8 protein-coding genes are annotated in these 13,160 nt (G+C 67.1%); 4 read left to right on the top strand and 4 right to left on the bottom strand.

The window, feature by feature from the left end:
• The 3 genes from ACW11F_RS09335 to ACW11F_RS09325 all read left to right on the top strand — a co-directional run.
• The coding region (locus tag ACW11F_RS09335; RefSeq protein WP_456996626.1) for an OmpA family protein at positions 1-1,930 on the top strand (1,930 nt) is incomplete at its 5' end.
• Positions 1,931-1,940: 10 nt separating this feature from the next.
• A complete protein-coding gene (locus ACW11F_RS09330) occupies positions 1,941-5,633 on the top strand; it encodes a hypothetical protein (protein ID WP_456996625.1) in 3,693 nt (1,230 codons plus the stop codon).
• Positions 5,630-5,836: a laccase domain-containing protein gene (locus tag ACW11F_RS09325; RefSeq protein ID WP_456997086.1), complete on the top strand. Its 207-nt coding sequence runs from the start codon at positions 5,630-5,632 to the stop codon at positions 5,834-5,836. The genes ACW11F_RS09330 and ACW11F_RS09325 overlap by 4 nt, the downstream gene beginning before the upstream one ends.
• 7 nt (positions 5,837-5,843) lie before the next feature.
• Here ACW11F_RS09325 and ACW11F_RS09320 read toward each other — a convergent pair whose 3' ends face one another.
• Entirely contained in the window at positions 5,844-6,353 is a 510-nt protein-coding gene (locus ACW11F_RS09320; protein ID WP_456996624.1) for a pyridoxamine 5'-phosphate oxidase family protein, read from the bottom strand.
• A gap of 140 nt (positions 6,354-6,493) precedes the next feature.
• Here ACW11F_RS09320 and clpB point away from each other — a divergent pair, with 140 nt between their 5' ends.
• Positions 6,494-9,079 (top strand): ATP-dependent chaperone ClpB, encoded by a 2,586-nt coding sequence (clpB, locus tag ACW11F_RS09315; protein WP_456996623.1) that lies wholly within the window; start codon positions 6,494-6,496, stop codon positions 9,077-9,079.
• 60 nt (positions 9,080-9,139) lie between these two features.
• Here the strand turns inward: clpB and ACW11F_RS09310 are convergent, their stop codons facing one another.
• From ACW11F_RS09310 to ACW11F_RS09300, 3 genes are all read right to left on the bottom strand, one after another.
• Positions 9,140-9,865 carry an SIR2 family NAD-dependent protein deacylase gene (locus ACW11F_RS09310; RefSeq protein ID WP_456996622.1) on the bottom strand — a complete coding sequence of 242 codons (726 nt, stop codon included), beginning with the start codon at positions 9,863-9,865 and terminating at the stop codon, positions 9,140-9,142.
• Positions 9,862-10,584 carry a YceH family protein gene (locus ACW11F_RS09305; protein WP_456996621.1) on the bottom strand — a complete coding sequence of 241 codons (723 nt, stop codon included), beginning with the start codon at positions 10,582-10,584 and terminating at the stop codon, positions 9,862-9,864. Before ACW11F_RS09305 ends, ACW11F_RS09310 begins: the two co-directional genes overlap by 4 nt.
• A 114-nt stretch (positions 10,585-10,698) precedes the next feature.
• Positions 10,699-13,077: a TonB-dependent receptor plug domain-containing protein gene (locus ACW11F_RS09300; RefSeq protein ID WP_456996620.1), complete on the bottom strand. Its 2,379-nt coding sequence runs from the start codon at positions 13,075-13,077 to the stop codon at positions 10,699-10,701.
• Positions 13,078-13,160 lie beyond the last annotated feature (83 nt).

Genomic DNA, 13,160 nt, shown 5'->3' with positions numbered 1-13,160 from the left:
CATCAGCGGCCAGGACGTGAGCTGCACGGTGGCTTCGGGCCTGGCGGCGGGCGCCAACACGGTGTTCACGATCAACGTGACGCCGACGGCGGCGGCCGGTGCCAGCGTGACCAACACCGCGAGCGTGAGCGGCGGTGGCGATCCGGACTGCACCACGGGCTGCGACAGCCCGCCGGTGGTGACCACCCTGAACGAAGCCGACCCTGTGCAAATTCGTCTCGTGAAGTCGGCAAGCCCGCACAAGGTGAAGGCTGGCGACCTGGTTCGTTACACGCTGGCGATGCACAACACCGGCACCACGGCGCTGGTCGGGGGCACGATCATCGATACGCCGCCCGCGGGCTTCAGCTACATCGATGGCTCGCTGGTGGTGCGCGACGCTGACAGCGCGGGGCAGTTGACCGGCATCCACCCGATCACCATCGCCAACATCGACGTGCCGTCGGGCGAGACCGCGACCGTCACCTACCTGTTGCGCGTCGGTGCGGGCGTGCGTGCCGGCATCCACACCAACAGTGCGCTGGTGAGCAAGGATGGCGTGACCGTGTCGAATGTGGCCACGGCCAGCGTGCAGCTCAGTGCCGATCCGATGCTGGACGAATCGCTGATCGTGGGTACGGTGTTCGACGATCGCGATGGTGACGGCTGGCAGGACAGCGCCGCAATGAGCGCGGTGAAGGTGCAGGGCGGTTTCGCACCGGGTGCCTACGTTGCCGGTTCGACCACGGTTGATCGCGGCACCGGTGCCCAGCCGCAAGCCGATGCCAGCGCTCCGCTGCTGCACGGCATCGTGATTGGATCCATTGCCGGACGCGAGTCGGAGGCCGACCCGGCCGCCAGGCGCCGGGTGGTGGTCAGCCAGACGCTGAGCGCGCTGGAGTTCACCAACGACTTCGTGCTGACCAGCGATGAAGGCGTGACGGTGCGCATGGATGCCAGCGGCAACACCACGCTGGAGCATGCGGGCCAGGCGGCCAGGGGCCTGACGGCTGCCGCGCCGACCGTGTCGCGGGTGATCAGCCAGGTGGCGGACGGCTATCGCGTTGACTACGTGATAGAGAACGCGGGAATCGACGAACGCGGCATCCCGGGCGTGCGCATTGCCTCGGTGGAAGGTTTGCTGGTGGAGACCGACCAGTTCGGCCGCTACCACTTGACCGGCATCGATGGCGGGCGCTGGGAGCGTGGCCGGAACTTCATCCTGAAGGCCGACCCCGCCACCCTGCCGCCGGGAAGCGTGTTCACCACCGAGAACCCGCGTCTGCGCCGGGTGACCCCGGGCCTGCCGGTGCGCTTCGACTTCGGCGTGAAGCTGCCGGTCGAACTGATCGAAGGCGGCAGCCATCAGATCGAGCTGGAGCTTGGTGAATTCCTGTTCGATCCGCAGAGCGCCAACCTGCGCAGCGAATATCTGCCGATCGTCGAGAGGATGGCCGTGCAGATTCGCAAGCATGGCGCCGGCGAGGTGGTGATCGCCGCCAACGGCGAGCACGAGGCCTTGGCCTACGACCGTGCGAAGGCGGTGCGTGACGCATTGTTGCTGCAACTCGATCCGGAGTTGGCGCAGGCGACCACGGTCAGTCTGCGCACCGACCTGGCCGATCCGCGCAGCACGTTGCTGTCGCTGGGCGAGTCGCCAGTGCTGGGCACGATCCTGTTCGACACCGACAAGTCGGCCATCAAACCCGAATTCGTGCCGGTGATCGAGAAGATCGCCGCCGACATCGAGGAGCTGGGCGGTGGCGTGGTGGGCGTGATCGGTCATGCCGACCGACGCGGGTCGGATGCCTACAACCTGGCACTGGGCATGCGTCGCGCCAAGGCGGTTTACGAGGCCATTGCAGCGAAGCTGAGTGCCGAGGCACGCAGCCGTTTGCGAGTGGAGATCAATGATGACCCGACGGCCCCGGTCGGCCTGAAGAGCCGCTGAGGGAACGGTAATGAAGACGATGAAAATGAAGGTTCTGGACTGCGCCCTGATCGGTATCCTGGCTGGCCTGGCGTCACAGGGTGCGGTGGCGCAGGAAGCTGGCACACCGGTTGCCGACGCGCAGGCCGGCATGGACTGCAGTGATGCAGGTTGCTCCGGCGCAGAAGGTGAAATCCTGATGCGGGTGCGCACCCGTGGCGAACGCCAACCCGAGACACGGGATGCGGCGGAGAACTCGCCGGCACTGCAACCCGATCGCCGCGTCACCGTGGAGACCGAGCAGCCCGGCCGGGCCGTGGCGCTGGGCAAGTGGTCGGTACAGTTGCCTGACGGTGGCGTGCTGTGGGCGACCGAAGATCCGGCACTCGGTCAACCGCAGCTGGCCTTGTCGGCCAGTTCGATCGTGCCGTTCGACGGCAGTCGGATCACCAAGCCGGTGCGCTTCCATGGCTACAGCAACTACAGTGCGTTCATCGAACGCGCCGAAGTGCTCGTGTTCCTCGGAAGCGACGCCGACCTGGTGACCCCGGTCGCGACCATCCCGCTGCCGGTGGCCGCCATGGCCGATGCCGAATGGGATGGCGTGTTGCCCGCAGGCCTCCAGACAAGGGTCGGCGATGAGCTGGTCTACCTGCTGCGCGTGCATGGCAATGACGGCAGTTTCGACGAGACTTACCCGCGCCGCATGCAGCTGGTGACGCCGGAAGAAGCCGAGCGCGGCAACCAGATGCTGCGCAACGCCGCCGAGCGCAAGCTGGGGCAGGGCATGAGTGCCGATGAAGCGCAGTCCGCCAGCTTGGTGGACGGCGTGTTCGGCAGCAACAACCTGCGCGTGCAGAACATTCCGATCCACGGCTCGCGGATCCGGATCCAGGGCCGCAACCTGCCGGAGAATGCCAGCGTCAGCATCAATGGACGCGGCCATCCGCTCGACATCGAGCGCAAGCTGGTGGCCGAGTACCTGGCGCCGGTCGGGCAGCACCGCTTCGACATCGAAGTGGGCGGTGCCGGCATGCCCACCCCGATCCAGCGCACGCTGGACGTGGATGTCAGCGGCAAGTACATGTTCGCGGTGGCGCTGGCGGACGTGACCGTGTCCGGCAACAACGTGTCCGGCTCGATCGAACCCCTGGCCGGCGACGACCACTTCGAGAAGGACCTGACCGTCGATGGTCGCCTCGCCTTCTATCTGAAGGGCAAGATCAAGGGCAAATATCTGGTCACCGCTCAGGCCGATACCCGCGAACGCGAGGTGAGCCAACTGTTCAACGGGTTCTGGAAGGCCAATCCGCAGGACATCTTCCGCCGTCTGGATCCGGACCAGTACTACCCGGTATACGGCGACGACTCCACCACCTACCGTGACGTGGACACCATGGGCCGCCTGCATGTGCGCGTGGACTGGGACAAGAGTCAGGCGCTGTGGGGCAACTTCCATACCGGCATCACCGGCACCGAATACGGCCAGTACTCGCGTTCGCTGTACGGCGGCGCGCTGAGCTGGCGCAGCCGGCGCAGCACCGCACAGGGTGAAGCCGGCAGCGTGCTGAAGGTGTTCGGGTCCGAGGCGCAGACCGCGCCCGGCCACAGCGAGTTCCTGGGTACCGGCGGCAGCCTGTACTACCTCAAGCACACCGACGTGCTGCCGGGTTCGGAACGCGTGGTGCTGGAGATCCGCGACCCGGCCACCGGCCGTACCGAAGGCCGCGTCGAGCTGAAGGATGGCGCGGATTACCAGATCGACGACATGCAGGGCCGCATCATCCTGACCCGGCCATTGTCGGTGTTGACCCGCGAGAACGCGCCCAGCCTGACCCGCGACACGCCGCTGCACGGCCTGCTGCAGGTGTTGCTGGTGGACTACGAGTACCTCCCGCCAAGCTTCGATGCCGACCAGATGACCGTCGGTGTGCGCGGCAAGCACTGGTTCGGCGATCATCTGGCCGTCGGCGGCACCTATGTCGACGAGAATCGCGCAGGTGACGACTACAGTCTGGCGGGAGTGGACATCACCCTGCAGGCCGGGCGCGGTACCTACCTGAAGCTCGAGCAGAGCCGGACCCAGGCCACCAGCGCACCGATATTCTTCTCCAGCGATGGCGGTTTGAGCTTCATCCGCAGCAATCCGGTATCCGGCGCCCGCAAGGGCGATGCGCGGGCGCTCGAGGCGAGGGCGAACTTCAAGGAGCTGGGCTGGACGGAACTGGAATGGTCGAGTGCCGCGTGGTGGCGGCGGGTCGATGCCGGCTTCTCGATTTCGCGTTTCGATGCCGGCCAGGATATCGAGGAGTACGGCGGCGAGTTGCTCGGCCAGTTCAGCCCGAACTTCAGCCTGCACAGCCGCTACAGCCGCGCCGAACGCGGGCCGGAGTCGCTGACCCAGGGCCAGGTCAAGGCCGAATGGCGGATCAGCGACTTCAACACCCTGGCAGCCGAGCTGCGTCGCGTCGAGGAGGCTCGCATCGGCAGCACCGCGGCCGGCCTGCTGGCCGCCGTGCAGTACCGGCACCGCTTCGGCACCTCGCTGGAGCTGTACGGCACGGCGCAGGCGACCGTGGACGACGATGGTGGCAAGTACGCCGACAACGACGCGATCACCATCGGTGGCCGATACCTGTTCGGCGACCTGTCCAGCGTCAATGCCGAGTTCACCACTGGTGATCGTGGCGACGCGGCCGTGGTCGGTGCCGAGTACCGGCTCAATCCCAACCATTCGCTGTACGCCAACTACACCCACAGCACCGATCGCAGCCCCTGGGATCCGCTGTTCAATGCCCGCCAGGACACCGGCTGGACGATTGGCCAGCGCTGGCGGTTGTCGAACCAGGTGAACATGTACAACGAAAGCCAATGGCTGAAGGCACCGAACAAGTCGGGATTGGCGCATACCTTCGGCATGGACTTCTACCCGGCACCGGGCTGGAACCTCGGTTTCGCGCTGCAGCAAGCGGACCTGGACAGCGCGGCGGGCCAGGTCGATCGCCGCGCGATCAGTGTCAACGGCGGGCGCACCTCCAATGCCACCCAGTGGCAGAGCAAGCTGGAATTCCGTCGCGATACCGGTGCCGAGCGCCGGGAGCAGTGGGTGACCACCAACCACCTGACCCACAAGATCAACGAGAGCTTGCGCATCGCCGCTCGGCTGAACTACTCGAAGACCACCGACGAGCTGGTTGCCAGCGCGGGTGCCAAGTTCGTCGAAGGCAACCTGGGCTTTGCCTGGCGGCCATGGGACAGCACCCGCTGGGCAATGTTCGGGCGCTACACCTACCTTTATGACGTGTCCGCGTTGTCGCAGATCGGTGAGAACGTGGCCAACTACGACCAGCGCAGCCAGGTGCTGTCAGTCGAAGGCGTGTACAAGGCGGACGCTCGTTGGGAGTTCGCCGGCAAGCTGGCGCATCGCAGCGGCGAGGTGCGCATGGGTCGGCTGCAGGGTGCATGGGCCGATTCCACCGCCAACTTCGCGGCAGGCCAGGTGCGCTACGACATCGGCGGCCAGTGGCATGCCTTGGGCGAGGCCCGCTGGTTGGGCGTGAGCGATGGCGGCAACCGCTCCGGTTTCCTGGTCGGCGTGGACCGCGACATCGGCCGCAACTTCCGGGTCGGCGTCGGCTACAACTTCACCGACTTCAGTGACGATCTGACCAATTTCGATTACGACCACCGGGGCTTTTTCCTCAACGTGGTCGGGCGCTACTGAGTCTGGTCGAGGCTGGTACAGGCCGGCGAACATCCGCACGAGGGCGCCCCGGTGGCGCCCTCGCTGCCGTTGGGGTGTGCGCCGTCCACGGCGGCACACGCTGCAGCATCGGCGCGCCGCAGGCGTTCTTCTCGCACCGGCGCAGCACGCAGCAGGGCAGCGGCCGCACTGGCCGTATCGCGACGCTGGTCTGGCGCGCCTGAGCGCGGTTTACAGCTTGACCTGGCCGGTCTCGCTCAGCGCTTCGTGGTCGCCGGTGGTGGCGACGGTGGCGAAATAGGCCAGCTTGGTCAGCAGGTTGCCGGGGCCGTCCCAGTAGGCGGCTTCGTCGGCCTCGACGCGCAGCAGGGTGATGCGCGGATCGTCCGGGCCGTCCTTGAAGAAGGCGTCCAGCGCCGTGTTCCACAGCCGCCGCAACTGTTCGCGATCTTCGACGCTGCCGGCGCGGCCGGCGACGGAGACGTAATGGTTGTCGCCTTCGTGCATGAAACCGACATTGACCGCCGGTTGTGCCTTGATCTGCGCGATCAGCGGGTTGTCCGCTTCGGTGACGAACCAGAAGCCGCCATCGAACTCGTCGCCCAGTGGCGTCATCGGCCGCGATGCCAGCCGGCCATCGGCATCGACGCTGGTCAGCATGGCCACGCCGAAGCTGTCGATCAGCTTGCCGAGGGTCTTGCGCTGTTCCTGATGGTCCTGCGAATCCTGATGATGGCTCATCGTCGTGCTCCGTTCGTGGCGGGCCAGTGTCCCGCAGTGGCGGTGAGGGTGGCGAGAAGCGGCAACACGTTGATTTAACGCGTCTGCGCCACCATCTGGAGGGCATCGCGGGATCGCCCGCCCCGGAAGGAGATGCGCCGATGCGCATGGACAAACTCACCACCCGCTTCCAGCAGGCGCTGGCCGATGCGCAGTCGCTGGCGGTGGGACGCGACAACAACCTGATCGAGCCGGCGCACCTGCTGCTGGCGCTGATCGACCAGTCCGGCGGCGGCAGCCGGCCGTTGCTGCAGCAGGCCGGGGTCAACGTGCCGGTGCTGCGCGAGCGTCTGGTCGAGGCGCTGGACACGCTGCCGAAAGTCAGCGGCCAGGCCGGCAACGTCGGCATCGGCAACGACCTGGCGCGGCTGCTCAATGTCACCGACAAGCTGGCGCAGCAGCGTGGCGATGCGTTCATCGCCAGCGAGCTGTTCCTGCTCGCCGCGCTGGAGGACGGTGGCGCGGTCGGCCGTGCGCTGCAGGCCGGCGGTGCCGACAAATCGCGGCTCGAAGCCGCCATCGAACACATGCGTGGAGGTGAAACCGTGCAGGACGAAAGCGCCGAAGACCAGCGCCAGGCGCTGGAAAAATACACCATCGACCTCACCGCCCGGCACGAGAAGGGCAAGCTGGACCCGGTGATCGGCCGCGACGAGGAAATCCGCCGCTGCATCCAGGTGCTGCAACGCCGGACCAAGAACAACCCGGTGCTGATCGGCGAGCCGGGCGTGGGCAAGACCGCGATCGTCGAGGGTCTGGCCCAGCGCATCGTCAACAACGAAGTGCCGGAAGGCCTGCGCGGCAAGCGCGTGCTGTCGCTGGACATGGGCGCGCTGATCGCCGGCGCCAAGTACCGCGGCGAGTTCGAGGAACGGCTGAAGGCGGTGCTCAGTGACCTGGCCAAGAGCGAGGGCCAGATCATCCTGTTCATCGACGAGATGCACACCATGGTCGGCGCCGGCAAGGCCGATGGCGCGATGGACGCCGGCAACATGCTCAAGCCCGCGCTGGCGCGTGGCGAGCTGCACTGCATCGGCGCGACCACGCTGGACGAATACCGCCAGTACATCGAGAAGGACGCGGCGCTGGAGCGGCGCTTCCAGAAGGTGTTCGTGGGCGAGCCGAGCGTCGAGGACACCATCGCCATCCTGCGCGGGCTGAAGGAGCGCTACGCGGTGCACCACGGCGTGGAGATCACCGACCCGGCGATCGTCGCCGCCGCAACCTTGTCCAACCGCTACATCGCCGACCGCCAGCTGCCGGACAAGGCCATCGACCTGATGGACGAGGCCGCTTCGCGCATCCGCATGGAGATCGACTCCAAGCCGGAGGAGCTGGACCGCAAGGAGCGCCGCCTGATCCAGCTGAAGATCCAGCGCGAGGCGCTGAAGAAGGAAACCGACGATGCCTCGCGCCAGCGGCTGGCCGACCTGGAGGACGAGATCGCGGTGCTGGAGCGCGAGTACAACGACCTGGAGGAAGTCTGGAAGTCGGAGAAGGCCACGCTGCAGGGCGCGACCAAGATCAAGGAGCAGATCGAGGACGCGCGCCTCGAACTGGAGGCGGCGCAGCGTGCGCAGGACTACACCCGCATGAGCGAAATCCAGTACGGAAAGCTGCCGGAGCTGGAAAAGCAGCTGGCCGCCGCGCAGGAGGTCGAAACCAGCGGCTTCCGCCTGCTGCAGGACAAGGTCACCGCCGAGGAAATCGCCGAGGTGGTCAGCCGCTGGACCGGGATCCCGGTCAGCAAGATGCTGGAGGGCGAGCGCGAGAAGCTGCTGAAGATGGAGCAGCAACTGCATACCCGCGTGGTCGGCCAGGACGAGGCGGTCAAGGTGGTGTCCGATGCGGTGCGGCGCTCGCGTGCCGGCCTGTCCGATCCCAACCGCCCGTCCGGCTCGTTCCTGTTCCTCGGCCCCACCGGCGTCGGCAAGACCGAGCTGACCAAGGCGCTGGCCGAATTCCTGTTCGACTCGAGCGATGCGATGGTGCGCATCGACATGAGCGAATTCATGGAGAAGCATTCGGTGGCGCGGCTGATCGGCGCACCGCCGGGCTATGTCGGCTACGAGGAAGGCGGCTACCTGACCGAGGCGATCCGCCGCCGCCCGTACAGCGTGATCCTGCTGGACGAGGTGGAAAAGGCGCACCCGGACGTGTTCAACATCCTGCTGCAGGTGCTGGACGATGGCCGCCTGACCGATGGCCAGGGCCGCACCGTGGACTTCCGCAACACGGTGATCGTGATGACCTCCAACCTCGGCTCGCACCAGATCCAGGAGCTTGCCGGGGATGATTCACCCGAAGCCTACGTGCAGATGAAGGCCGCGGTGATGGGCGTGGTGCAGGCGCACTTCCGCCCCGAGTTCATCAACCGGCTGGACGACATCGTGGTGTTCCACCCGCTGGACAAGGCGCAGATCCGCGAGATCGCCAAGATCCAGCTGCGCGGTCTGGAAAAGCGTCTGGCCGAGCGTGGCATCGGCATCGAACTGTCGGACAAGGCCTTCGAGCTGCTTGGCAATGTCGGCTTCGACCCGGTGTATGGCGCGCGCCCGCTGAAGCGCGCGATCCAGCAGCAGATCGAAAACCCGCTGGCCTCGGAAATCCTCGCCGGCCACTTCGCCCAGGGCGATACGGTCAAGGTCGACGCCGAAGGCGGCAAGCTGGTATTCGTGAAGGGCTGAGCCACGGCAGCGTGGCAACCGAAGCGGCGCCCGCGGGCGCCGTTTTCGTGCGTGCCGTAATCAGTCCGCCAGCATCTGTCGCAGGCGCGCGACGCCGGCGCTGGCCGGCAGCGGCCAGTGCTCGTCCACCTTGCGGCTGAGGGCGCTGGCCTGCGGGTTGATTTCGATGGTGCGCACGCCGCACTGGCGGGCGAAGGCAGGCAGGCTGGCAGCGGGTTGCACCAGTCCGGAGGTGCCGATCACCACCGCAAGATCGCAGCTTTCGATCGCGGCCAGCGCCTGCTGCCAGTCGGCGGCCGGCAGCGCCTCGCCGAACCAGACCACGCCCGGTCGGAACATCCCGCCGCAATGCACGCAGGCCGGTGGCGGCTCGCGTCGGCCCGCGTCCAGCGGCACCGGCGGCGCGGCCAGGATCGGGTCGGGTGTCTGCTCGGCCCCGCAGTCGATGCAGCGCGACTTCAGCAGCCGCCCGTGCAGATGGATCACCCGCGAGCTGCCGGCGCGCTCGTGCAGGTCATCGACGTTCTGCGTGACCACGGTGACCGCGTGTCCGGCTTGTTCCAGTGCGGCAATGCCACGATGTCCGGCATTGGGCTCGCAAGCCATGAGCTGCGCCGCGCGCCAGCGGTACCAGCCCCAGACCAGCGCCGGGTCGCGGCGAAAACCCTCCTCGCAGGCCAGTTCCGCCGGATCGAAGCGCGCCCACAAGCTAGTCAGCGCGTCGCGGAAGGTGGCGATGCCGCTTTCCGCCGACATCCCGGCGCCGCTGAGCACGACCAGATTCATGCGATGCCGGCTCCGCGGGTTTGCCCACTTTCAGCGCCGTCACCGGCTTCGCCCGAAGCCTCCGTCGACACCTCGTCCGCGCCATCGCCGCGTGCAGCCAGCCGCTGCTCCAGCGCCGCCACGCGCCGCTCCAGATCCTCCAGCCGCTGGCGCAGCGGTGGCGTGCCGCCGGTGGCATCGGCCTGCGGCATTTCGTCGATGAAGTCCGCATCATCGGCCTCGACCAGCAGCTGCCGGTAACGGTCCTCGCGCTGCCCGGAACGGCGCGGCAGCACCGCCACCAGCGGCACCTCGCGCTGCATCAGCCGCTGCAGGATGAAGGCGGTTTGCTCGGCGCTTTCGATCCGTGCCAGCCGTTCGCTGCGTGCGTACAGCTCGTGCACGGTCTGCGGCCCGCGCAGCATCAGCAGGGCCATCAGCGCGGTCTGCGGCGGGGTCAGGTCGAGGACGATCTCGAAACGATGCGCATAACGCTCGGCGCGCGCGGTGTGCTGCGAACGCACCAGCCCGCGCACTTCCAGCTGGCGCAGCGCGTGGTGCACCTCGCCGGGTTCCAGCGCCAGCACCGGCTCGCGCGCGGTCTTCTGGTTGCAGGCCAGGATGACGTTGTTGACGGTCAGCGGATACGCATCCGGCGTGGTTGCTTCCTTTTCGATCAGGCAGCCGAGGATGCGTGCCTCGACCGGCGTCAGCCGGGGTGGTTCATTGGTGGCGTTCATGCGCGTGCCGGGTTCGGGCCTGCCTTCATTCTATGTGCCACCTGGACAATGCCTTGCCTGAAAAGGAAACGGGCGCCGCAGCGCCCGTTCCGATGGAACCGTGGACGGCCCGGTTTACCAGCTGAAACCGACCTTGCCGTACACGTAGGCACCGTTGAAGCCGAACGGCGAGCTGTTGCTGTAGGGGAACTGGCCGTTGGTCGAGTTGGCGAAGATGTTCTCGTCCGGATAGACATCGAACACGTTGTCCGCGCCCAAGGTGAACTTCCAGCCGTCGAGCTTGTAGCTGGCCGCGATGTCGGTCAGCCACTTGGCGCCATAGGTCTGGTCGTTGGCCGCGTTGTTCGGCGTGGTCTGCACGCTGCCGTAGCGGGTGCCGGTCAACGAGAACTCCCAGTTGGCGCTGCTCCATACCCCGCCAAGCATGAACTTGTCGCGCGGGAAGCCCTTCTCGATGCGCCCGGTCTCGGTGCGGTCGATGCGCTCGAGGTTGAGGCCGCTCTGCTCGAGTTGCGGCGGGTTCGGCGCGATGCGGGTGATTTTGGTCCTGGTGTGGTTGTAGGCTGCGGTCAGATCCAGCGCGCCGGCCGCAAACTGCCAACGGTACTGGCCGACCACGTCCACGCCGCGGGTGCGGGTATCGACCGCATTGGTGAAGTAGCGGCCACCGTTGACGCCGAAGATGCCCTGCGCTTCGAGCAGCGCGCGCACGCCCTCGCCGGTCAGGTTGGACGAAAGCACGATGCGGTCATCCACGTCCACCTGGTAGGCGTCGATGGTCACGTACAACCCGTTCGCCGGCTGCATCACCAGGCCCAGGCTGGCCGAACGCGAGGTTTCCGGCTTCAGCGGCTCGGCACCGAATGCCTGCGCGATGGCGCTGGAGGCGGGGAAGGTGCGGATCTCGAACGGCGTCGACACACCCGGCAGGTACACCGTGCTCACGGTCTGGAAGTACTGCTGCGGCAGCGACGGTGCACGGAAGCCGGTGGACACCGTGCCGCGCAGGGCGAAGACCGGGTTGAACGCATAGCGCGCCGAAAGCTTGCCCGAGGTCTTGTCGCCGAAGTCGCTGAAGTCCTCGTAGCGCACCGCGCCACCGAGGGTGAACGCCGCGGTGATGTCGGTTTCCGCATCCACGTACAGGGCATGGCTCTTGCGGTCGTAGTGACCGGACACCGCGGGCGAGAAGCCGGGGAAGCCCTGCGCGCCGCCGGGGCGGCTCAGGTCGGGCTGCGCGTAGGAGCCGTACTCGCCCGGCGACTGGTTCCACTTGTCGTAGCGGTACTCGGCACCGAAAGCGAGATTGAGCGGAGCCGCCAGGCCGATCTCGAAGCCGCGACGGAAGTCGAGGTTGACGATGTTCTGCGTGGTTTCCAGCGTGCCGTCGTAGAACTCGCGCGGCGAGGTCGGGCCCAGGCTCGCGTTGAGCGTGTTGCGGGTGTGGAAGGCGAGGTCGTTCCAGCCGTAGTTGTAGCTGAGATCCCAGTCCCACTCGCCGGCGATCACGCCACGCACGCCGAGCACCGCCGAGCGGTCACGCGAGATGTTGTTGATGCGCGGCAGGAAGCCGTCGGGGTAGATCGAGGGAATGTTCTGCGTCGGGTTGTTCGGCGCACGGAAGAACGCATAGGAAGTGATGTCGCGATGGCTGGCGGTGCCCCAGCCGTACAGTTCGACGTTCTCGCCGAGCTTGATCCGGGTGTTGAGCGAGACGGCGCCGAAGTCGACGGAGGGGTCGCCGATCACGAACGCCTTCTGCCCGAGCTGCGGCTGCGTCGGGCTGGGGGTGCCGGCGAACGGACGCGCGCGGTTGGTGCGCTCCTGGGTGCCGACCTGGGCCGAGAGGTGCAGGCTGCCGGCCTCGCCCAGCGGGAAGCCGGCGTCGCCGGCCAGCTGCCACTGTTCGCCGTCGCCGGCCGAAGTCTTGCCGGTGGTCATGCCGATGCTGCCGCCTTCGCGGCTGCCCTTGAGGATGACGTTGACCACGCCGGCGATGGCGTCCGAGCCGTACTGCGCGGAGGCGCCATCGCGCAGCACCTCGACGCGGTCGATGGCCGAAACCGGGATGGTGTTGAGGTCGACCGGCGCCGAGCCGCGGCCCATGGTGCCGTTGAGGTTGAGCAGCGACGAGGTATGCCGGCGCTTGCCGTTGACCAGCACCAGCACCTGATCGGGGGCCAGCCCGCGCAACTGCGCGGGACGGATCGCGCTGGTGCCATCGGTCAATGCCGGGCGCGGGAAGTTCAGCGACGGCAGCGCGCGCGCCAGCGCGGTGGCGAGTTCGGTGGAGCCGGTCGCTTGCAGCGCCTCGCGCGAAATGACGTCGATCGGTGCCGGCGATTCGGCCACGGTGCGGTCGAGCGCGCGCGTGCCGGTGACGATGACGGTATCCAGCGCGGACTTCTCGCGCTCGGTCTGCGCGGGGTCCTGGGCCAGCGCGGGGGTGGCGATGGCCAGCGCGATGGCGGTGGCAAGCAGGTGACGTTGCATGGGAAATCTCCACGATGCGGTGGGGGTGTCCCGAGCATTTCATGAATTCTTCACAAAATGCAATGGGCATTTGGTCGTAGCCT

It is taken from the genome of Luteimonas sp. e5 (assembly GCF_054031035.1).
The sequence above is the reverse complement of the archived record's forward strand: the minus strand, read 5'-3'. Positions and strand labels throughout refer to the sequence as shown.

Bases quoted from the DNA above. Each gene is read 5' to 3' on its own strand.
- ACW11F_RS09330 (WP_456996625.1), top strand. From the start codon at position 1,941: ATGAAGACGATGAAAATGAAGGTTCTGGACTGCGCCCTGATCGGTATC.
- ACW11F_RS09320 (WP_456996624.1), bottom strand. From the start codon at position 6,353: ATGAGCCATCATCAGGATTCGCAGGACCATCAGGAACAGCGCAAGACC.
- clpB (WP_456996623.1), top strand. From the start codon at position 6,494: ATGCGCATGGACAAACTCACCACCCGCTTCCAGCAGGCGCTGGCCGAT.
- ACW11F_RS09310 (WP_456996622.1), bottom strand. From the start codon at position 9,865: ATGAATCTGGTCGTGCTCAGCGGCGCCGGGATGTCGGCGGAAAGCGGC.
- ACW11F_RS09305 (WP_456996621.1), bottom strand. From the start codon at position 10,584: ATGAACGCCACCAATGAACCACCCCGGCTGACGCCGGTCGAGGCACGC.
- ACW11F_RS09300 (WP_456996620.1), bottom strand. From the start codon at position 13,077: ATGCAACGTCACCTGCTTGCCACCGCCATCGCGCTGGCCATCGCCACC.